The 19,422-nt window shown below is 53.5% G+C and carries 19 protein-coding genes; 14 read left to right on the top strand and 5 right to left on the bottom strand.

Annotation, left to right across the window (positions count from 1 at the left end):
* Positions 1 to 152 precede the first annotated feature (152 nt).
* Positions 153 to 1,598 (top strand): mechanosensitive ion channel domain-containing protein, encoded by a 1,446-nt coding sequence (locus tag AB9F26_RS03680; protein ID WP_335583559.1) that lies wholly within the window; start codon positions 153 to 155, stop codon positions 1,596 to 1,598.
* A 3-nt stretch (positions 1,599 to 1,601) separates the two neighbouring features.
* On the opposite strand, the gene AB9F26_RS03685 is transcribed toward AB9F26_RS03680, so the two are convergent.
* Both AB9F26_RS03685 and AB9F26_RS03690 read right to left on the bottom strand, forming a co-directional pair.
* Complete coding sequence (locus AB9F26_RS03685) at positions 1,602 to 3,161, bottom strand: DHA2 family efflux MFS transporter permease subunit (protein WP_335583558.1); 1,560 nt, start codon at positions 3,159 to 3,161, stop codon at positions 1,602 to 1,604.
* A 5-nt stretch (positions 3,162 to 3,166) separates the two neighbouring features.
* Positions 3,167 to 4,324 (bottom strand): HlyD family secretion protein, encoded by a 1,158-nt coding sequence (locus tag AB9F26_RS03690; RefSeq protein WP_369767301.1) that lies wholly within the window; start codon positions 4,322 to 4,324, stop codon positions 3,167 to 3,169.
* A 138-nt stretch (positions 4,325 to 4,462) separates the two neighbouring features.
* Between AB9F26_RS03690 and AB9F26_RS03695 the strand changes: the two genes are divergently transcribed.
* Positions 4,463 to 5,104, top strand: a complete 642-nt coding sequence (locus tag AB9F26_RS03695; protein ID WP_335583556.1) for a TetR/AcrR family transcriptional regulator — start codon at positions 4,463 to 4,465, stop codon at positions 5,102 to 5,104.
* 42 nt (positions 5,105 to 5,146) lie between these two features.
* On the opposite strand, the gene AB9F26_RS03700 is transcribed toward AB9F26_RS03695, so the two are convergent.
* On the bottom strand, positions 5,147 to 5,971 hold the full coding sequence (locus AB9F26_RS03700) for a MurR/RpiR family transcriptional regulator (RefSeq protein ID WP_335583555.1): 825 nt from the start codon (positions 5,969 to 5,971) through the stop codon (positions 5,147 to 5,149).
* Positions 5,972 to 6,159: 188 nt separating this feature from the next.
* On the opposite strand from AB9F26_RS03700, the gene AB9F26_RS03705 reads away from it, so the two are divergent.
* From AB9F26_RS03705 to AB9F26_RS03760, 12 genes are all read left to right on the top strand, one after another.
* Positions 6,160 to 7,449 carry an ABC transporter substrate-binding protein gene (locus tag AB9F26_RS03705; protein WP_335583554.1) on the top strand — a complete coding sequence of 430 codons (1,290 nt, stop codon included), beginning with the start codon at positions 6,160 to 6,162 and terminating at the stop codon, positions 7,447 to 7,449.
* A gap of 65 nt (positions 7,450 to 7,514) precedes the next feature.
* The gene (locus tag AB9F26_RS03710) at positions 7,515 to 8,435 is read left to right on the top strand and encodes a branched-chain amino acid ABC transporter permease (RefSeq protein WP_335583553.1); all 921 of its coding nucleotides are present in this window, start codon (positions 7,515 to 7,517) and stop codon (positions 8,433 to 8,435) included.
* Between the two features lie 2 nt (positions 8,436 to 8,437).
* Complete coding sequence (locus AB9F26_RS03715; protein ID WP_335583552.1) at positions 8,438 to 9,460, top strand: branched-chain amino acid ABC transporter permease; 1,023 nt, start codon at positions 8,438 to 8,440, stop codon at positions 9,458 to 9,460.
* Positions 9,460 to 10,203, top strand: coding sequence for an ABC transporter ATP-binding protein (locus tag AB9F26_RS03720; RefSeq protein WP_369767302.1), 744 nt, complete (start codon positions 9,460 to 9,462; stop codon positions 10,201 to 10,203). The genes AB9F26_RS03715 and AB9F26_RS03720 overlap by 1 nt, the downstream gene beginning before the upstream one ends.
* Complete coding sequence (locus AB9F26_RS03725) at positions 10,203 to 10,898, top strand: ABC transporter ATP-binding protein (protein WP_369767303.1); 696 nt, start codon at positions 10,203 to 10,205, stop codon at positions 10,896 to 10,898. Before AB9F26_RS03720 ends, AB9F26_RS03725 begins: the two co-directional genes overlap by 1 nt.
* 1 nt (position 10,899) lies before the next feature.
* Positions 10,900 to 11,523: an ATP-binding cassette domain-containing protein gene (locus AB9F26_RS03730; RefSeq protein WP_369767304.1), complete on the top strand. Its 624-nt coding sequence runs from the start codon at positions 10,900 to 10,902 to the stop codon at positions 11,521 to 11,523.
* Positions 11,520 to 11,840, top strand: coding sequence for a cupin domain-containing protein (locus tag AB9F26_RS03735; protein ID WP_369767305.1), 321 nt, complete (start codon positions 11,520 to 11,522; stop codon positions 11,838 to 11,840). The genes AB9F26_RS03730 and AB9F26_RS03735 overlap by 4 nt, the downstream gene beginning before the upstream one ends.
* Complete coding sequence (locus AB9F26_RS03740) at positions 11,840 to 12,841, top strand: Gfo/Idh/MocA family oxidoreductase (protein ID WP_335583547.1); 1,002 nt, start codon at positions 11,840 to 11,842, stop codon at positions 12,839 to 12,841. The genes AB9F26_RS03735 and AB9F26_RS03740 overlap by 1 nt, the downstream gene beginning before the upstream one ends.
* Entirely contained in the window at positions 12,838 to 13,659 is an 822-nt protein-coding gene (locus AB9F26_RS03745; protein ID WP_369767306.1) for an SDR family NAD(P)-dependent oxidoreductase, read from the top strand. Before AB9F26_RS03740 ends, AB9F26_RS03745 begins: the two co-directional genes overlap by 4 nt.
* Entirely contained in the window at positions 13,656 to 15,377 is a 1,722-nt protein-coding gene (araD, locus tag AB9F26_RS03750; RefSeq protein WP_369767307.1) for an L-arabinonate dehydratase, read from the top strand. The genes AB9F26_RS03745 and araD overlap by 4 nt, the downstream gene beginning before the upstream one ends.
* A gap of 30 nt (positions 15,378 to 15,407) precedes the next feature.
* Positions 15,408 to 16,844 carry an NAD-dependent succinate-semialdehyde dehydrogenase gene (locus tag AB9F26_RS03755; RefSeq protein ID WP_369767308.1) on the top strand — a complete coding sequence of 479 codons (1,437 nt, stop codon included), beginning with the start codon at positions 15,408 to 15,410 and terminating at the stop codon, positions 16,842 to 16,844.
* 4 nt (positions 16,845 to 16,848) lie between these two features.
* Positions 16,849 to 17,613 (top strand): HpcH/HpaI aldolase/citrate lyase family protein, encoded by a 765-nt coding sequence (locus AB9F26_RS03760; RefSeq protein ID WP_369757453.1) that lies wholly within the window; start codon positions 16,849 to 16,851, stop codon positions 17,611 to 17,613.
* A 22-nt stretch (positions 17,614 to 17,635) separates the two neighbouring features.
* On the opposite strand, the gene AB9F26_RS03765 is transcribed toward AB9F26_RS03760, so the two are convergent.
* Positions 17,636 to 18,217 carry an HD domain-containing protein gene (locus AB9F26_RS03765; protein ID WP_335583542.1) on the bottom strand — a complete coding sequence of 194 codons (582 nt, stop codon included), beginning with the start codon at positions 18,215 to 18,217 and terminating at the stop codon, positions 17,636 to 17,638.
* Positions 18,214 to 19,359 carry a TauD/TfdA family dioxygenase gene (locus tag AB9F26_RS03770; protein WP_369767309.1) on the bottom strand — a complete coding sequence of 382 codons (1,146 nt, stop codon included), beginning with the start codon at positions 19,357 to 19,359 and terminating at the stop codon, positions 18,214 to 18,216. Before AB9F26_RS03770 ends, AB9F26_RS03765 begins: the two co-directional genes overlap by 4 nt.
* Positions 19,360 to 19,422 lie beyond the last annotated feature (63 nt).

Consider the following 19,422-nt stretch of genomic DNA (forward strand, 5'->3'; position numbering starts at 1 on the left):
AGGGAGACGATTTGGCGAAAATTTAACCGCGTGGGGATATTTTGCGGAATGATCCTTGTGCTTATGAACTCTGAAATCATACATTTTAAATGCCTGTACAGGCTAGGACCGATGGCACGCCCCAAGGTTACATTCATCAAGAGGATTTTGCCATGACAAGTCACGTAACCGAAGCGGCAACCCAAACGGAAGCAACGGCAAAAACGGAAACCGTGGAAGGCATCATCAACGATGTCACCTCGGAAATGGGCCCTGTGATCAGCTATTTCACAGATATAACCACGCGAGTGGCCGCGCAGATATTCTCGTTGGAAGGAATATTTCAGGTCGCTCTCATTTGCTTCACGTTTCTCGCAGCTTTCCTAGCATCACGTTTTTCAAGACAACTGTTAGCGCGAATTTGGCCGATGGCCGATGACGAAAAAGTATTCATGAAACATGTCTTTTTGGTCATCAAAAGCCTTATCGTTCCAATTGTCTGGGCCATTCTTTTGTTGATTGGGCAGGCCGCATTACAGGCCAGCGGACATCCCAGCGATCTCGTTCGTATTCCTGCGACTCTCCTGCAGGCATGGATTTTGATCCGGCTTTTTTCAACCTTGGTCCGCGATCCATTTTGGTCGCGCACTTTTGCAACGACCGCTTGGGTAATAGCTGCGCTCAACGTTTTGAAACTCTTGAATCCCCTCATCGGTTTCCTCGATAGCCTCGCCATTAACATGGGCGACGCGCGGCTTTCGATCTTCACGGTGATCAAGGGCGCGGCGATTCTTGTTTTGTTGGTCTGGATTGCATCCGTTTCCAGCAGGTTCGTTCAGTCGCGCCTTAATATGTCCAAGGATCTGACGCCCTCAGTCAAGGCACTGATTGCCCAAACCGTCAAAATTGGCCTGTTTTTTACGGCGGTGATGGTTGCGATGAACATTGTTGGAATTGATTTGACGGCGCTGGCGGTGTTCTCGGGGGCATTGGGTGTGGGCATCGGATTTGGCTTGCAGGCCATCTTTAGCAACCTTGTGTCGGGTATCATCATGTTGGTCGAAGGCAGCATCAAGGTTGGCGATTTTGTCGAGCTTGAGACAGGGTTGAGGGGCGAAGTGCGTGAAATCAACACCCGAGCGACCCTTATCACAACCAATGACAACATCGACATTTTGGTGCCAAACTCGCAATTCATCAACAACCCCGTGGTGAATTGGACTTTGCGCGATAGTATCCGGCGCATACGCGTTCCATTTGGTGTCGCCTATGGAAGTGACAAGGACCTTGTGAAAAAGGCCGCCCTAGAAGCCGCTAATGCGACCCCTCATTTGCTGTCAGGGAAGGGGGTTAAACCACCGGAAGTTTGGCTGATGAAATTCGGAGAAAGTAGTTTGGATTTCGAATTGGTGGTCTGGCTCACGCCACAGGCGGTCAAACGCCCTAGTACAGTGGTGGCTGCTTTCAATTGGGAAATTGAATCGGCGCTTCGAAAATATGGAATCGAAATGCCATTCCCTCAAAGAGATTTGCACATTCGCTCGGGTAGTTTGCCAATTAATTTTACAACCCAAGATCGCAATGGAGAGAGCCATACATCGCACGAAAGCGAAAAGTGAAGCTCAATGGGCTTCAACTGATGTGCCTTTTGCGGGTGGTTTCATCAGCAATGCGCCGAAGGCGAGGCTGGCGAACAATCCGGTGAGCAGGAAAAAGACGTCGATAAAGGACAACACCGTCGCTTGTGCCTGAATACGCCCGGCCATTTGAACCAAAGCTCCTGTCGCGCCATCAAGCCCCCGCGACGTTAAGTTCGCGGCCATGAGATCGAGTTGGCGCAAAACCTCGTTGTTGGCCCAATTGAGCCCCTCAGACAGGCGCGCATAATGCAAGCTGCTGCGTTCCGAAAGGATGGTGTTGATCACGGCAAGGCCAACCGCGCCGCCAAGATTGCGCATGAGGTTATACAGGCCTGAAGCACCTTTCATTTTACTGGCGGGCAATGTGCCAAGCGCGAGGTTGTTGATCGGCACCATACACAGCATCAATGACGCGCCGCGTAGGACTTGAGGCCACATTAGTTCTTGGAAATCCCATTCGGCGGTCATGCCTGTAAGCATCCAAGTTGAGCCAGCAAAGCCCATGAACCCCACCAGAAGGAGGAAACGCAGGTCAATTTTCGAGGAAAGCATGCCCACAATTGGGGCGCTGATAAACATCGCAAGGCCGGAGACAAACACGGTTTGGCCGATCATCAAACTGTCGTAGCCGCGGATTGAGGCCAGATAGAGCGGGTAAAGATATGTCAGCCCATAAAGGCCAATCCCCATGGTGAAGCTAAAGATCGAACCCACTGCGAAATTCGGGTCTCGGAAGGCCGAGAAGTCGATGAGCGGTTCCTCGCGGGTAAAGGCGCGCCAGAAGGTCACGATACCGCCAACAACCATCACCACGGTCATAATCACCACTAAATGGTCGTCAAACCAGTCATTGGCCGCGCCTTCTTCGAGGACGAATTCCATCGCCCCTAAAAACGCAGCCAATGCCGCAAGCCCCCACCAGTCGAACTTGCTAAAAAGCTTCCAATTCGGGCGGTCAAAATCAATCAGCGTCCAGGCCCCAATGGCGACAGCAATGCCTGGAATAACGTTGACCAAAAACAGCCAGTGCCACGACATTGTATGGCTCAGATATCCACCAATTGTTGGTCCCACAGTCGGCGCAAGCGTCGCAATCAAGCCAATGATGGGCGATACGATGTTGCGCTTGGAGGGCGGGAAAATGGTAAAGGCAGCCGCAAAAACAGACGGGATCATCCCCCCGCCCAAGAAGCCTTGCAGCGCGCGCCAGATGATCATTTCCGTGATCGTGGTTGATGTCGCGCACATGAAACTTGCGGCGGTAAAGCCCGCGGCGGCGATGGTAAACAGGACCCGTGTCGACATCATCCGCGCCAAAAATCCCGACAGCGGGATCATGATCACTTCAGCAATCAGGTAGGAGGTCTGAACCCAGCTGATTTCATCGGCACTTGCGCCCAAACCCGCTTGGATATCGGGTAGGGAGGCCGACACAATTTGAATGTCCAGAATGGCCATGAACATCCCGAAAACCATTATGAAAAAGGCGATAATGCGCCGAGGAGTGAGTTCAATCGGTGCTTCGGGAAGATCTGTAGACATCCAAGTTACTCGGCTTGTGCTATCGCAGAAGCATGCGTGCCAGTGCGATTATCCACTTCGACAATCGCCGACAATCCAGCCCGCAAATGGCCCGTCTGCATGACGGCATCGGGGATATCAATCCGCACCGGAACGCGTTGCACGATTTTGGTGAAGTTACCAGTCGCGTTGTCTGCGGGCAGCAGGGAGAAAACAGATCCCGTCGCAGGAGAGACCGAAGAAACATGGCCTTCAAACACTTGGTCAGGGATGGCATCAAAACTGATGTGAACCGTCGCGCCCAAAGCAATTTCGTAAATCTGTGTTTCTTTGAAATTCGCCTCAACATATAAATCGTTCATCGGTACGAGGGCCGCCAAAAGCGCTCCGGGGTTTACCAGATCGCCAACTTCCAATGTGAGGTTTGCCAGTGTCCCATCAGCGGGGGAGCGCAATACTGTTAAGTCCAGATTTCGTTGCGCTTGCTTTACGGCCAACTCAAGCTCATGTTTCGCGCCGTTGGCTTCGGCCTGTTGGGCATGGAGCACCCCGATTTGGGCTTTGGCATTTAGAATGGCAGCGTTTGCATTGGCGAGCGAGGCGGTGGTTGTTTCAAGGGCTTCGGTTGAGGAATCTAGCTGGGCTTGGGATGCTACTTTTCGCGTGGCCAATTGTTGGGAGCGATCCCACTTGGATTTTGCTGCACGCACTTGCGCCTCCGCGACGGATTTCATCGCCTCCGCTTGGGCAACGCCTGCTTCAGCGGCGGTGATTTGCGCGCCAAAACGGCCAATGGTTTGGTCCGCCGTCAAGACGCGTTCTTTGGCGAGTTCCAAGGCAAGGAGGTAATCTCCATCATCAAGGCGCACCAGAACATCGCCAGCTTTCACAATGTCATTTTGCTTTACGGAAACTTCAGAAACATAGCCCTGCACACGACTGCTAATCAACGTTGTATCCGCTGTGACATAGGCATCATCGGTTTCGATCATAAATCGGCCCGACGTCCAGTAGGTGTGGCCAAAATCTACCATCCCAGCAAGCGCTCCCACGGCAACCAAGGCCAGAACCACCCTCTTTACAAGGCGTTTAGGCGGCTTTGTTTTCGTGGTTTTCTGAGTTTCAAAATCGGGTGTGACGTCGATTTTGTCAGTCTGTGCAAGGTCTCGTTCGTGACGTGACATAGGGTTTATCCTTGTTGCCGATGGTGCAGATGCCGAGCAGACAGCTAAATCGCACCGTTCGGTTCGATTTAGCGCCTAACCCTCTGCGCGCTCAATTACAAGGCTTTATCAAACCGTTCGGTTCGATTATGTTGAGTCATGGAAAACAAAACCATAAAGCCACGCCGCCATGCCGCCGGACGGGATCCCGCCAAACGCGAAGCCATTCTCATAGGGGCGGCGCAGGTTTTCCTGGACCGCGGATTTGATGCCGCCAGTGTCAACGACATTTGCCGCGCGGCCGATGTTTCAAAGAGCACGCTATATGTCTATTTTGACAGCAAGGATGACTTGTTTGAATCCCTGATCGAGCACGAACGGGACCGTGTTTTTGCTGGTTTAAGCGAGTGTTTGAAGGAGGAGCGCCCCCTGCGCGATAAACTGAAGGACTTCGTGTTTATTCTAGCAAAAATCCTTTGTTCCGACGAGGTGATCCGCTCACAGCGCGCCATAATTGGCATGGTCGAACGGATGCCCGAACTTGGCATCCGATATTATGACGGCGGTGCGATGCGCATGCGCCTCCTTATTTCGCAATTTCTGGACTCAGAAGTCGCAAATGGCACGCTTGAAATCGAGGATACAACGCTTGCAGCCTATCAGTTGATCGAGTTATCGACGGGGGGTGTGTGGCGTCAATGCCTTTTCAGCAAGGTGAAATACCCACCGCCCGCTGAAATCCTTCGTAAGTCCTCAAGCAGTGCTGTTGACCTTTTCCTCGCGGGTTACACAAAACGCTAGTCACTGTTGGGCCTGTGCCAAAAAGTGACAGGGCTGGATGGATCAATCGATCAAGCCTATACAGAGGGCCTGAACCAAGCCAATGGCGCCGGCAATGGGTTTGAATTGACCTGTGGATTCATTGTCGACGATAAATGCGAGCGTTGAATTCTTGGCCAAAGGACTTTCTAAGGAGTCTGTGATTGCGATAATTGGGCGGCGACGCAAATAGGCATCGCGCGCAATTTCGAGAACCGGCGGCGAGTAGGGCGGAAAACTGATACAAATCAGTAAGTCGTCTTGCTTCATGTTTGCAACTTGTTGAGCGGCCATTCCCCCTCCAAAATCGAGCATACTGCATTGCCGCTCCGAGCGGGATATTCCGTAAGCAAGATATGTTGCAATCGGTCGTGCGCGCCGAAGGCCAGCGATATGTATGTGCGAGGCTGCGTTGATCATGGCGACGGCTTTCGCAAGGTCATCCACCTGCGTGTTTGCACGAACGTTTTCCAGTGAAGCAATTAACTCACTGATACAATTGTTAAATATTAGACCCATATCGGCACGAAGATCAGAACTGTGCTTCTCATGATAGACTTCGGCCCGTTGATCAGGAGCCCCTTCAATTAGACGGACGCGAAAGACACGCTGTAACTGGGAAAACCCATTATAGCCGAACTCTTTTGCAAACCGGATGAGGGTCGACGGCTGCACGCTTACCTTTTCTGCAATGGTCACAACGGTATTCAGTGCAAAGAAATTTGGCTCCTCCAGCGCAGAGAGGGCGATGCGTTGCAGATGTGGAGTCAGACCATCAAATCGATCTCCGATTCGCGCTCGCAACGCGTCATATGTCTCGTCGAGGCCCTGTGTATTTTTCTTTTCCATGGCAAAGGGTGTCTGAAAAAATATTCCTTTTCAAGGTGAAAATCAATAATTGAAAGAATATTCAGTTTTTTATTGACTTAGAAAGAAATTTTCGTTCAGTCTATTGAATATATTTTCTATTATCTGGTCAGGGATGAGAGTGGCCGGTGAAACAGCGCAAAAGCGCGACGAAGATCGGGAGGAACAAAATGTCTAATTCTAACTTAACACGGCGACAGTTGCTGAAGACGACGGCTGCGCTTGGAACGACGGGTGCATTCTATGGCCCATGGAAACATAATCGCGTTTACGCCGCCGCGACGGACAAGCCGTTTAAGGTTGGTATTACCTCAGATGCCAGCGGCCAATATGCGAACTCGGGTGCCAGCGATCGTCGCGGTATCAACATGGCTATCGACGAGTATAATGCAAAAGGCGGCGTATTGGGGCGCAAAATCGAGGCAATTCACATTGATACCGAGACTACGGCGGCGACCGGAAGCCGTGTGGCGGAGCGGTTGATTAATCGCGAAGAGGTTGGCTTCTTAATTGGGGCCGTCAGTTCGGGCGTCGCCAACGCGATCAGCCAAGTGGCGCAAAAGAACGGTGTGATCTATTTCAATACCAACTCCTCTTCGCCTACTGAATCAGGTGAAAATTGCCACCGTGTGAAATTCGTATGGGACGGGAATGGCACCAACTTTGCCAAAGCGGCCGTCAAAAATTCAATCGACCGGTTTGGCGATCAATGGGTTCTTTTGACCAATGACTATGTTTGGGGCCACAATACTGCCGCCGCCACACGCACCTTGTTGGAGCAATATGGTGGTACGGTTATCGAGGAAATTTTGGTGCCACAGGGAACGCGCGACTTCTCGGCGGCCCTTTTGAATATCCAGCAGACCAATCCCAATGTTGTTGCCGCGGCCATCGGTGGCGACGATCAAAAAGCGATGCGCCAGCAGGTAGCCCAGCTTGGTATGGGCGCAAGCCCCGCATGGATTAACAACCAGCAGGACTGGCCGGATGTCTATGGTTTGCCGCTCGATAACCTCTTTGGGGTGTTTGGGACGACTTGGTATTACAACCTTGATTTGCCTGGGGTGACCGACTTTGTGAAGCGGTATCAGGAGGCCTATTCCGATACGCAGATGCGTGTTCCGGGCAATGTTTTCTATAATGGTTACATGGCGATGAAGAACATGCTTGATGCGATGGAACGTGCGGGCACCACCAATAATATCGCGGTGATCAAAGAGCTTGAAGGTCATAAAATGCCGGCACTTGAGCGTATGCAGCATCACGATGCTTGGATCGATCATGCCACCCATCAGGTGCAACAGACGATCTATCTGGCGACGGCCAATACCGCGTCGGACAATCCGGACGACATGTTCGAGATTCTCAGCAACGTGCCGCCGGAGGATGTGCGTGACGCCGAGGCCGAAGCAAAATGCGTCCTAGAACCTTACGAAGATACGCCTACATTTGACACATGAAACCAAGAACCGCGGTCAGACACTCTGGTCGCGGTTCCTATAATCAAACCCAAAACGGACGCTTTATGCTCAATCTCGCACCACATTTGTTCAACGGACTAACCCTCGGTCTGTTGTTCGCGCTCATCGCCTTGGGTTTCACGCTGATCGTTGGCGTGATGGAAGTCATCAACCTTGCCCATGGCTCCCTGTTCGCGTTGGGAGCCTATTTTGCGCTGTCGATCATCGGCGGTGAATGGATGGGTGAAACCGCGTTGGGGGACTGGTGGCAAACCCTCCCTCTCTCGGCCAAATACATCGCCGCCTTGATTTGTGCGCCTTTGCTGGCGGCCCTCGCGGGTATGGTGCTTGAGTTGGCCCTCAGGCGCACCTACGGCAAAGCGCCCCTATATGGCTTGCTGCTGACCTTCGGCGCGGCTTTGGTGATCGAAGAGTTGATCCGTCTGGGCTGGGGAACTGGAGAGAAATTCCTACCGCTCCCAGAAGCGATCAACGGCGCCGTTATGATGGGCGGGCTAATCTTTTCAAAATACAAACTTTTTGCAGCAGCTTTCGCCGTCCTTGCCATAGTCTGTGTTTGGCTTTTTCTGGAAAAAACACCCTATGGGGCGATCATTAAGGCCGGAGCGCACGACAGCGAGATGGTGCGGGCCTTGGGCTACGATCTTTCGCGGCTGCGCTTGTTGGTCTTTGGGTTTGGCGCAGGGCTTGCTGGTTTGGCAGGCGTGACCATGGTGCCGATTTGGGGGCTTCGTCCGCATGTTGGTGTTGATGTGGTTATTCCGGCCTTTCTGATTATCGTTTTGGGCGGGGTTGGCAGCTTCTGGGGGTCGGTGATTGCTGCGATACTGGTGGGCCTTTCTGTTGGAATTACAGGGGCTTACGCGTCGTCTTGGTCAATGATGTCTATGTATATTTTGCTCATTCTGGTGATCGGGTTTCGCGCCCGAGGCCTGTTTGGCAAGAAAAGCGCGTTGGAGAATTGATCATGGTTACACTGTCCGATATTTCCCGCCGTTCAAGCCAATGGGTCACCCCGCAGATCGCCTTTTTTGCCGTCTTTATGCTGAGTATGCCTCTGTGGATTGGCCCGATTGGGCTGTATCAGTATATCGGTATCGAGATTGCAATTTGGATCATTTTCGCGCTCGGGTTCAACCTTTTGTTTGGCTACACTGGGCTGCATTCCTTCGGCCACGGGGCGTATCTTGGTGTTGGAGCTTATGCCTTTGGTCTGTTTCAACATCATGTCGGGGTTAGTCTCGTGGGGGGGCTTTTGGCATCGGTCGTCGCCGCAGCCGTCGCAGGCGCATTGGTCGGAGTTTTTGTCTCCCACCGACGCGGCATTTATTTCGCCCTGTTAACCATTGCCTTTGGACAGGTTTTTTGGTTCGGGGCCATCAAAATGCACGTCCTCACGGGCGGCGAAGACGGGCTTTTGAACATCCCCCGACCGCCGCTCAATTTGGGAATTGTACGTTTTGATTTGAGTTCCAACGCAAGCCTCTATTACTTGATTGCCGTTTTAACGATTGTGATGGTTGTGCTGGCATGGCGGGTGGCCAATTCGCCTTTTGGGCGGGTCCTTCAGGCCATCCGTCAGAATGAAACCCGCGCCTCCTTTATTGGTTATGAGGTTTGGTGGTTCAAATGGGCGGCCTTCACCCTGTCCGCGATGATTGCTGGGTTAGCGGGAGGATTGTTCTCCATGGCACAGGAAAGCGCCTATCCGGATGTCATGAGCCTTCATCAGTCAGGTTTGATTGTGATGATGGTTTTGGTGGGCGGCGGTCTGGTGAACTTTTGGGGTCCCATTCTGGGCGTGATGCTCTACTTCATCGCCCGCGATGTGTTGGGGTCGGTCACCGAGACATGGTTGCTTTGGTACGGGTTGATGTTTGTGGTGATGGTCATGTTCAAGCCCGAAGGATTGGCCGGTGCCTTGGCCAACTTGGGTCGCCTGAAAACAAGCGCAGATTTGCCTGCTAAATCGGTTAAGGAGCAAGTCTGATGGCCCTGTTTGAAGCAAAAAATATCCACAAAAGATTTGGCAGTCGCGTCGTCTTGGAAGACATATCCCTGTCGTTTAAAGAGGGGCAAGTTAGCGGCATCATGGGGCCCAATGGCGCGGGAAAAACCACATGTTTCCATTGTCTGACCGGGCATCACAAACCCACACGGGGCAGCATTATTTTTGACGGAGAGGACATTACTGGCAAGGCTCCGCAACGCATTGCGCGCAAAGGTGTATCGCGCTCGTTTCAGATGATGAACCTCTTTGACGACAGCGCGGTGATTGAAAACATAATTCTTGCGCTGCCAGATTTTCGGCGTCGCTACGCCCAGATTACCACCTCCGTTTTCGATGATCGGGCGTTGCTGGATCAAGCTTTGGAAGTCCTCGATCAGGTCGGGCTTTTGGGGCAGGAATGGCAACCATCGCTTTCGCTCTCTTATGGTAATCGTCGCGCGCTAGAAATTGGCGTCGCTTTGGCGGCCAAACCGCGCATCGTCTTTTTGGACGAACCGACGTCGGGATTGGGGGCCGAAGCCACACGGCAACTGGCGGAATTGATCGGAAAGTTGCGTAAAAAATATACCTTTGTGATGATCGAACATGACATGCGGTTTCTTTTTGAACTCGCGGATAAAATCTCCGTAATTCACTGGGGTCAGGTGATTGCAGAAGGCACACCGGACGACTTGCAGTCCAACAAATGGGTTCAGCGTTCGGCGTTGGGCGAGGTGGCATAATGCTTGATATCGCAAATATTGAAACGTTCTATGGGGAATCTCAGGCGCTCTTTGGGGCGTCGCTTCGGGTAGGCGAAGGCGAGGTTGTTTCGTTGTTGGGGCCAAATGGGGCAGGAAAAACCACAACCTTGCGTTCAATCCTTGGGTTGACCCCGCCGCGCAATGGGCGAATATCGTTCGACGGTCAGGACATCACGCGGACTGAAACCTATAAAATTGCCAAAATGGGCGTTGGCTGGGTACCCGATGATCGGCGTGTTTTTCCTTCTTTAAGTGTGGCGCGTAACCTACAGATAGGTATTAAGAAAACGCGCTTCAGGTCATGGGAAATGGATGAGATGTTTGGCATTTTTTCCGCCCTCGAATACCTCATGGGACGCGAATGCGAAAATCTGTCTGGCGGCGAGATGCAGATGGTTGCGATCTCGCGGGCCTTGCTCGGCGCACCGGGCCTCGTGTTGTTTGACGAACCCAGTCAGGGGTTGGCCCCAAAGATCGTTCAGGACGTTCTAAAAACCGTAACGCGGCTTAAGAATGAGGGCATTGCGGTGTTGATCGTCGAGCAAAACGCCTTGGCCGCCCTTGAGGTGTCGGATCGGGCCTATGTGATGGATCGGGGCCGCATTATTCACGAGGGCCCCGCGCATGAATTGCTGGAAAATGCCCCGCTTAGACGTAAATTGATTGGAATGTGAAATGGTTTCGATGCTTGAGGTCAAAGGTCTTCAAAAAACCTATTATAAAGGACGGTTTAATCGCACGCCTAGCTTCCAGCTGAGCGCGGATTTCACAATTGAGAAACCGTCGATCGTGGGGATGATGGGGCCAAATGGTTCTGGAAAAACGACGCTGTTTGAACTGGTGACAGGGTCAAATGCCCCAACGAGTGGGCAGGTGAATGTTCACGGGAAAAACATCCACCAAATCCGAGCGGACGAGCGCGACCGCCTCGCGATCCATTACCACCAATCCTATCAGGTGCGCAGTTTTCGCTCGTTAAAACCAAACGCCCTGATGAAACGCGCAGAGTCCGATTATCCAATGGTTCATCTGTTTGATGAGCCGCAGTTCAACATCCAAGATGGCTACATCGGATTCATGCTCGATTTCTTTCGAAAACTACGATCCGAGGGACGGCTTGTGTTGTTGTGTGTGCACCCAAATGAGCGGTTTCACCTCGAGATTTTACAAGAGATCTGCGAGGAATTTATCTTTGTACAGAAGGGGGTTGTGACGCAGCATTCAAGTTACGAAGAGGTGCTGAAATACGAACCTGCGCGCGCCTATCTTGGCCAGTTATTGAACGAGCGTGCGGCATGAGTGCGACATTTGAAAAAGCCGCGTTTGCGCTGCCCGTTGAGAGTGGCGACGTTAAAACCCGCTGGCAGGCTGAGGGTTTCACCTTTGGTATTTTCCAAGATGGTGCTGGGCAGGAATGGAATGATTTCGTTCATGATACCGACGAATATGTGCTGGTCGCACAGGGAACGCTCACGATTGGCGTTGGGGATGAGGTTGCGCAATGCGTCGCCGGGGACCTCGTCCGTATTCCGCGCGGAGCCGTACATTCGCTCAAAACGACCTCCATAAATGGCAGTATTTGGTATTACGGCTATGGCCATTGGAAGCAAAGTTGATGGCGGAAGTTGAACATAAAGCCGCCCTCGTCGGCGCCGGAATGATTAGCGTTTATCACTTGCGTGCATGGCAGGCTGCGGGGGTTCCCGTTGTGGCGATTTGCGACATTGATCGGGAATCCGCCCTAAACCGTGCGCGTGAGTTTGGAATTTCACACGTATATGATGACGCCGAACAGATGTTTGCCGATGGCGGCTTCTCCCTCGTTGATATAGCCGCATCGGTGACGGCGCATGACAGCGTCACACGCTTGGCGGCGGATCATGGCGTACATGTGATCTTGCAAAAACCAATGGTCGAAACCGTCGCCGAGGCCGAAGCCCTTGTCTCATATGTCGGCGAGAAAATCCGTTTTTGCATCCACGAAAACTACCGCTTTCGTCCGCATTACGTGACTGTGCGCCAGTGGATCAACGAGGGCCGCATTGGAGACGTACGCCATATTGCCATGTCGTGCCGTGGATCGGGCCTTTGTCCAAGGGAGGGGCAGGAGCCATTTTTGGTGGAACGCCAGCCCTATTTAAAAGGCTTTAAACGCAACCTCGTTTTTGAAACGATGATACACCACCTCGATGTGTGTCGTGCCATCGCTGGCCCCTTAACGGTTGTGGCGGCGCGGTTAAACAGACTGGCGTCGGGATTGCCCGGAGAAGACACGGCCTCGATTTTGATGGAAGGCAACGACGGTCTGATTGTGACCGCCGATGGGTGCATCTGTGCGCCCGGCTATGCGCCTCTGCATGGGGATCGCCTTGAGGTGATCGGTAGCACAGGCACAATTATGATGGATTACAACCGCGTATTTATCGTTGGCGATGAGGGAAATGCTGTCGAGGTAGATCTTCTGGGGCGCTATCAGGAAGGTTTTGATACAGCAACACGTGCCTTTGTTGAGGGAGTGCGAGATGGTACGCCCTTTGAGACAGATCGCTTGGATAACCTACAGACCTTGCGTTTAATGGAAAGCGTCTATGATGCCGCTGGCGTGGAGATTGAATGATGGAACCTAGTCCAACACTAACTCCGGAAATTGATATTCCTGCGCTGGACGGCTTGTTCAATGTGCAGGGGGTGCGGGTGTTTTTGCCGGGTGGCTATGGCGCTATCGGGGAGGCGATCAGTTGGGGGTTTGCCCGCCACGGCGCACATGTCGCGATTGCTGGCCCCAACGCGACCAAGGCGAGTGCGCTGGCACAGAGAATTCGCGACAGTGGTGGACTGGCCGAGGGGTTTGGCATGAACGCCCGCGACACCGCCCAAATCGCGGCGGTAACCGATGAAGTGGCCGAAACGCTGGGCGGCATTGATGTTCTGGTCAACTGTGTCGGCATCAACAAAGAGCAAAAATTTGCCGATGTGTCGGCGGAAATATTTGACGAGATGTACGAGACAAACCTGCGGTCTGCGATGTTCTTGTCGCAATCGGTCGCGCGTCATCAGATTGCTGCGGGAAAAGGCGGGCGGCAAATTCATCTTGCGTCGGTGCGCTCGCAATTGGCGCTGCGAAATCGTGGGTATTCGGCCTATTGCGCGACCAAAGGTGCCTTGGTGATGTTGGTTAAACAGCATGCGATGGAATTGGCGCCCTACGGGATTACGGTCAACGGTATCGCCCCGACATTTATCCAATCTGATCGTATCCGTCCGCACCTTGAGCGCGCAGAATTCAGGGACTTTATCCTTGAGCGTAACCCGTTGGGCCGCATCGGCAGTCCTGTCGAAGTGGTGGGCCAAGTCATCGCCCTCGCGGCACCAGCGGGGAGTTATATCACGGGGCAGACAATTTACGTGGACGGAGGGGTGACGGCGAGCCAATGAAACATAATTTACGCAGTGCACGCTGGTTTGATGCCGATGATCTTCGGGGTTTTGGCCATCGGTCGCGGATCATGCAAATGGGGTATGGGGCCGAGGATTGGCAGGGAAAACCGGTCATCGCTATCCTCAATACATGGTCGGATATCAATCCCTGTCACGCTCATTTCAAGCACCGCGTTGAGGATATAAAGCGCGGGATATTTCAGGCGGGCGGGTTCCCGATTGAACTACCCGCCATGTCCCTTTCCGAGAATTTCGTGAAGCCCACAACGATGCTGTATCGCAATATGCTGGCGATGGAGGTTGAGGAACTTTTGCGGTCGCATCCTGTGGACGGGGCCGTGTTGATGGGGGGATGTGACAAGACAACTCCGGGTCTGTTGATGGGCGCGATCAGCATGAACCTTCCCGCCATTTTTGTGCCAGCGGGACCAATGTTAAGCGGCAATTTGAGGGGCGAGGTCTTGGGGTCTGGCTCCGATACATGGCGGTATTGGGACAAAAAACGCGCAGGTGAAATTGACGACAAGGAATGGCAGGCCGTCGAGGGCGGCATCGCCCGCAGCTATGGCCATTGCATGACAATGGGCACGGCCAGCACGATGACCGCGACGACCGAGGCCTTGGGCATGACCCTGCCGGGGGCGTCGTCCATTCCCGCGCCTGATGCCAACCATATTCGCATGTCTGCGGAATCTGGACGCCGGATCGTCGAGATGGTGCGCGAAGATCTCAAGCCGTCGGATGTGTTGAGCCGCACGTCGTTCGAGAATGCAATCAAGGTTGCCATGGCGCTTGGGTGTTCGACAAATGCGATCATCCATTTGATTGCCGAGGGGCGGCGGGCAGGGTTTGATATTTCGCTGGCGGATTTTGAAGCCGTCAGTCGCACCATTCCGGTTTTGGCCAATATTCGCCCCTCTGGTGAAAAATACCTGATGCAGGATTTTTTCTTTGCGGGAGGACTTCCCGCATTGATGGCACGGATGCAGGGCATGCTTGATCTGGATGCCAAGTCGGTAACAGGGCGCACAATCGGCGCGGAAATCTCGAATGCCGAGGTCTGGAACGATGACGTCATCCGCCCGCTCGACAACCCCGTTTACAAGGAGGGGGCGCTTGCCGTTCTACATGGCAATCTTGCGCCCGATGGCTGTGTGATCAAACCCTCGGCCTGTGCATCAAAGTTTCTAAAACACCGTGGTCCGGCCCTTGTTTTTGACAGCTATGCCCAAATGAAGGCCGAAATTGACGCGCCCGGTTTGGATGTCACCGAGAAAACCGTGCTCATTATGCGCGGCGCAGGACCGCAAGGAGGGCCGGGGATGCCCGAATGGGGGATGTTGCCGATTCCGCAAAAGCTTTTGAAGGCGGGGGTGAGCGACATGATCCGCATATCGGACGCGCGGATGAGTGGAACGAGTTATGGCGCCTGTATCCTGCACGTCGCGCCAGAAGCGCATTTGGGCGGGCCGCTGGCATTGGTTCAAACGGGCGATATGATTGATCTGGATGTAGATGCACGCCGCATTCACATGGAAGTTTCCGACGCCGAGTTGGAGCATCGCCGCGCCTTGTGGCAGCCCCCTAAACCCAAGTTTGAACGCGGATATGGCTGGATGTTTGCCCGCCATATCACACAGGCCAATGAGGGCTGTGACTTTGACTATCTCGAAGCCAGTTTTGGGGCAAACCCGCCCGAGCCTGAGATTCTATAATCCATTAATACGCAAGTTAGGACGATAAAAATGAGTGATTTCATCCCTAAAATTCTGATCGGAGGCACGTTTCGGACCACAACCGATCTTGCCCCGATTGATGTCATCAACCCCTGCACCGAAGAGGTTCTGTGGCAAGTACCGTCCTGTGATGCGAGTCACGTTGAGGAAGCCCTGAGTCACGCCCGTGCGGCATTGAAAACATGGTCGGCGGTTCATGGTTGGCAACGCGCGTCAGTGCTGCGGGGCATTGCCGCCGCGATGACGCGTCGAAAGGATGATTTGTCTAAGGCGCTCTCGTTGGAGATCGGGCGTCCGCTGTCGCAAGCTGAGGGCGAAGCAAACGCCGCGATTGAACAGTTTGAATGGTTCGCAGGCGAAGCAGAGCGTCTGTTTGGTGAAACCATCCCGTCGCGCCAAGGCGGGCGATTGGTGATCGAAAGCGAGCCGGTTGGCATCGTCGCGGCATTTACGGCGTGGAATTTCCCGATCAATTTGGTCGCGCGTAAAATTGCCCCCGCCTTGGCGGCGGGCTGTCCGATTATTTGCCGACCGTCCGAGCAAACGCCGATGACCTCCACTATAATTGCGGAATGTTGTGTCGAAGGTGGCGCGCCCGCAGGCGTTGTGCAGCTTCTACAGGGGCGCGCCGAGAATATTTCGCCAGCGCTGATGGCCTCAAACGATGTGCGTAAAATATCGCTAACGGGATCGACCCGCGTGGGCCAGATGCTGATGGCGGAAGCGGCAAAAACCGTCAAGCGCACCTCGATGGAATTGGGCGGCCACGCGCCCGTTATTGTCTGCGAAGACGCGGATATTGATGTGGCAGCAGAGCTTTGTGCCACGTTCAAGTTCCGAAATGCCGGACAAGTTTGTATTTCGCCAAATCGTTTCTACGTGCATGCTTCCAAGGCCGAGAGGTTCATCGAAAAGATGGTGGCATCGGCACAAGAGCTGGTCGTGGGCGATAGCCAGGATGCCGCAAGTACGATGGGGCCGATTTCGCTCGCTTCCCAGCGGGACCGTATCGAGGCATTGATTGCGGATACGATCAAAAGTGGAGCCAAGTTGCGGACGGGAGGGGGGCGTCCAGCCCATTTAAATAAGGGCTACTATATTGAACCAACGGTGTTTTCCGATGTGCCTGATGACGCCCGAATAATGTGGGACGAACCCTTTGGCCCCGTGGCACCCATTGCCACATTTACCGATCTAGACGAGGTGATTGAACGCGCAAATTTAACGCCTTACGGGCTGGCAGCCTATGCGTTTACCGGAAGTCACAAGACGGCGGAAACCCTTTCCAAAGGGCTGCACGCGGGCATGGTTGGCATCAATAATTTCCTTGTGGCCCATGCCGAAGCACCTTTTGGCGGCGTTGACCATTCAGGCAGTGGACGCGAGGGCGGGCAGCAAGCAATCTATGATTACCTCAACACCAAAATGACGCATTTTACGTGGTGAACCGATGCCCTTTGTAAATCCTCTCAGACAGAAATGGGCAGATGGGAAGGCCGCTGTGAACGGCTGGATCGCGGCTCCGGGTATCCTTTCCGCCGAAATTATGGCGCGGGCTGGCTGGGACTGTATTACCATCGATATGCAGCACGGAACGGCGGATTATCGAGATTTATTGTCGATTTTTCCGGTTCTAGGGCAAACGGACACGCCCGCATTGGTGCGTGTTCCGTGGAACCGACCGGAAGACATCATGCGAGCGCTTGATGCGGGGGCGGTTGGAATTATCGCGCCGATGATTGAGAATGCCGATGACGCGCGGGCGCTGGTCGAGGCGTGCTTATATGCACCTGACGGGGCGCGTAGCTTTGGCCCCGTCAGGGCGCGGTTGGCCTATGGCGATAGCTATGCGCGCGAGGCCAACCAAAATATACTGCCGATTGCGATGATCGAAACCAAATCTGCGCTCGACGACCTCGATGCCATCTTGCAGGTGGAGGGGCTTGGAGCGGTTTACATCGGACCCGCAGACTTGTCGTTGGTGCATGGGTTTCCACCCGGATTTGATCGCGAAGAGCCTGAAATGCTTGCCCTTTTGAGCCACATTTTAGCTCAGGCCACGAAGTTTGGTGTGCCCGCGGGGATTCATTGTGGCACGCCAGCCTATGCAAAACGAATGGTTGCCATGGGGTTTCAACTCGTGACTGTCGGCTCTGATATGCGATTTATGGAAGCAGGAATTGCGCAGGCCTTAGTGGAAATGAGAGCGCCCTAAGTGCCTGCTGCTCCAAACGGAATTATGTTTTTTGGTCAACAAGGCGTTGAACCATCGGCGCAAAATGCCAAAAGTCGGGCGTTTTCATATCTTCCCGTTTACCCGCGTCGTCAAGATAGCGAACGGCGATAATATCTTTCAAATTTGGGTTTCTTTCGAACTCAGCGACTTCCTCAACGCTCATCGGTCCGCCCTGCAAATGCAGTGTGTGTACTGAAGCGGCACTTAGACGCGAGAAATATTCAGGTTTTGTCGCGCAGAGATAGCGTTTTGCGGCCACATGGTAGCGGCAACAATCGGTGATAACGGTCGGGAAAAACCGCTCAAGCACCTCGGCACCGGCGTCTTCGTGGTGACGGTCTTCAGTGTCATCGGGGCTGTAGGTGCCAAATTCGCTCGTGAAATGGCCGATGTCATGCAAGAGTGCGGCCACAATGATTTCTTCGGATTGCCCGTTTTGTTGCGCGATTGTGGCCCCTTGAAGCATGTGTTCGCCCATTGTCACAGGCTCACCCAGATACTCTTCTCCGCCGCGACGGTCAAAAATGGAGCCAAGGAAATCCACGATATTTTCCGCATTCAAAGTGACGATATCGGGCTTCATTCTGCGGCCTCCAAAACGGTGGATCGTAGCAACGAGAGATAAGTCGAGTGCAGGCCATCTCTGTCGGCATAGCACCCCTGAAGCCAGCGGGTTCCTTCGCCCGAATATCCTTTGCGGGCATGTAAAACGCGTGTGTTATCGACGACAAAACTCTCGCCGGGGGCAAGGCGGAAAGTGACCTCCATCGCGGGGTCGTCGATGATTTCGGCGAACCGGCGATAGGCCGCGTAATAGAGCGCCATTTTATCGAACGGAACATCGGTAATGGCCGCGAGTGAGCGGTTGTTGAAGCGCACGCCAATCAATTCCCCATCGGGGGCAAGTTCGATCATTGGGCGGCGGGAGGTGAGGCAAACGCCTTCCTCGCCCGCGTATTCAAATCGGGCGCAATGGTCGGCCAACACATCAAAATACGCTACGTTCTCGTCGCGCAATCGTTGCGCGGCGGCAAACCCGTCAACAACCATGTTTTCGCCACCTGCGGCGGAACTTTCGAGACAATAGAGCACCTGAACCGTGGGCACTGGATCGCGGTAGGGATTGTCGGTATGCGCCTGAAGGCCAAGCCCCGTGAAGGCGAGATTGGTTGGGTTTACTTCGGTGCGCACCTCGAAATGCTTGCCGTAATTTGTTTCACGCACATAGCCAAACAAATCGACGATTTTGTACAGCGCACCATGTTCAATCGGCCCGTTGGTTATTTTCCCAAAACCAAGTTTTGTGACCAATCCCAACCAAATGCGGAGCGCGTCCTTGTTGCTGGACAGTTCCGAAAAATCACCAGTGGGCACATCGGATTTTAGGGCATCGTTCCAAACTTCGATGCCAGCGTTGGTCCAGCCACGTTTGCCAATTTGGGCGCGGTCATAGGCATTTGTTTCCAGACATTCCAGATCGTAAGTGAGCGTTTTCTGCTCGGGGTCGAAATCGACCTGAAGGCCACCGCCGCTCAACCGCGCGTCTGTGATGCGGGTTTCGGAAGGCAAGTCGCTGAAGGTAATTAGCTTTTGCCCATTCCCAACCGCGCGGGTTTCGGGATCGGTGGCATTGTCGCGCAACCATATTGCGTGAAAGCGGTAGGTGCCGGTTGCGGTTTCCAATTTTAGAAACGTGCCGGACGGGTCGACGCTCACTTTGGTCATATGACTTGCTCCAGTTGCAAAGATTTTCAAGGACAGCATTTCAAAAAACATGCATAAGTTCAA

The sequence above is a fragment of the Falsihalocynthiibacter sp. BN13B15 genome (assembly GCF_041205415.1).
In the GTDB taxonomy this organism is placed as follows: Bacteria; Pseudomonadota; Alphaproteobacteria; order Rhodobacterales; family Rhodobacteraceae; genus Falsihalocynthiibacter; species Falsihalocynthiibacter arcticus.

Bases quoted from the DNA above. Each gene is read 5' to 3' on its own strand.
- AB9F26_RS03770 (WP_369767309.1), bottom strand. From the start codon at position 19,359: ATGACCAAAGTGAGCGTCGACCCGTCCGGCACGTTTCTAAAATTGGAA.
- AB9F26_RS03725 (WP_369767303.1), top strand. From the start codon at position 10,203: ATGCTTGATATCGCAAATATTGAAACGTTCTATGGGGAATCTCAGGCG.
- AB9F26_RS03710 (WP_335583553.1), top strand. From the start codon at position 7,515: ATGCTCAATCTCGCACCACATTTGTTCAACGGACTAACCCTCGGTCTG.
- AB9F26_RS03760 (WP_369757453.1), top strand. From the start codon at position 16,849: ATGCCCTTTGTAAATCCTCTCAGACAGAAATGGGCAGATGGGAAGGCC.
- AB9F26_RS03715 (WP_335583552.1), top strand. From the start codon at position 8,438: ATGGTTACACTGTCCGATATTTCCCGCCGTTCAAGCCAATGGGTCACC.
- AB9F26_RS03700 (WP_335583555.1), bottom strand. From the start codon at position 5,971: ATGGAAAAGAAAAATACACAGGGCCTCGACGAGACATATGACGCGTTG.
- AB9F26_RS03705 (WP_335583554.1), top strand. From the start codon at position 6,160: ATGTCTAATTCTAACTTAACACGGCGACAGTTGCTGAAGACGACGGCT.
- AB9F26_RS03735 (WP_369767305.1), top strand. From the start codon at position 11,520: ATGAGTGCGACATTTGAAAAAGCCGCGTTTGCGCTGCCCGTTGAGAGT.
- AB9F26_RS03755 (WP_369767308.1), top strand. From the start codon at position 15,408: ATGAGTGATTTCATCCCTAAAATTCTGATCGGAGGCACGTTTCGGACC.
- araD (WP_369767307.1), top strand. From the start codon at position 13,656: ATGAAACATAATTTACGCAGTGCACGCTGGTTTGATGCCGATGATCTT.
- AB9F26_RS03765 (WP_335583542.1), bottom strand. From the start codon at position 18,217: ATGAAGCCCGATATCGTCACTTTGAATGCGGAAAATATCGTGGATTTC.
- AB9F26_RS03685 (WP_335583558.1), bottom strand. From the start codon at position 3,161: ATGTCTACAGATCTTCCCGAAGCACCGATTGAACTCACTCCTCGGCGC.
- AB9F26_RS03680 (WP_335583559.1), top strand. From the start codon at position 153: ATGACAAGTCACGTAACCGAAGCGGCAACCCAAACGGAAGCAACGGCA.
- AB9F26_RS03690 (WP_369767301.1), bottom strand. From the start codon at position 4,324: ATGTCACGTCACGAACGAGACCTTGCACAGACTGACAAAATCGACGTC.
- AB9F26_RS03745 (WP_369767306.1), top strand. From the start codon at position 12,838: ATGATGGAACCTAGTCCAACACTAACTCCGGAAATTGATATTCCTGCG.
- AB9F26_RS03720 (WP_369767302.1), top strand. From the start codon at position 9,460: ATGGCCCTGTTTGAAGCAAAAAATATCCACAAAAGATTTGGCAGTCGC.
- AB9F26_RS03740 (WP_335583547.1), top strand. From the start codon at position 11,840: ATGGCGGAAGTTGAACATAAAGCCGCCCTCGTCGGCGCCGGAATGATT.
- AB9F26_RS03730 (WP_369767304.1), top strand. From the start codon at position 10,900: ATGGTTTCGATGCTTGAGGTCAAAGGTCTTCAAAAAACCTATTATAAA.
- AB9F26_RS03695 (WP_335583556.1), top strand. From the start codon at position 4,463: ATGGAAAACAAAACCATAAAGCCACGCCGCCATGCCGCCGGACGGGAT.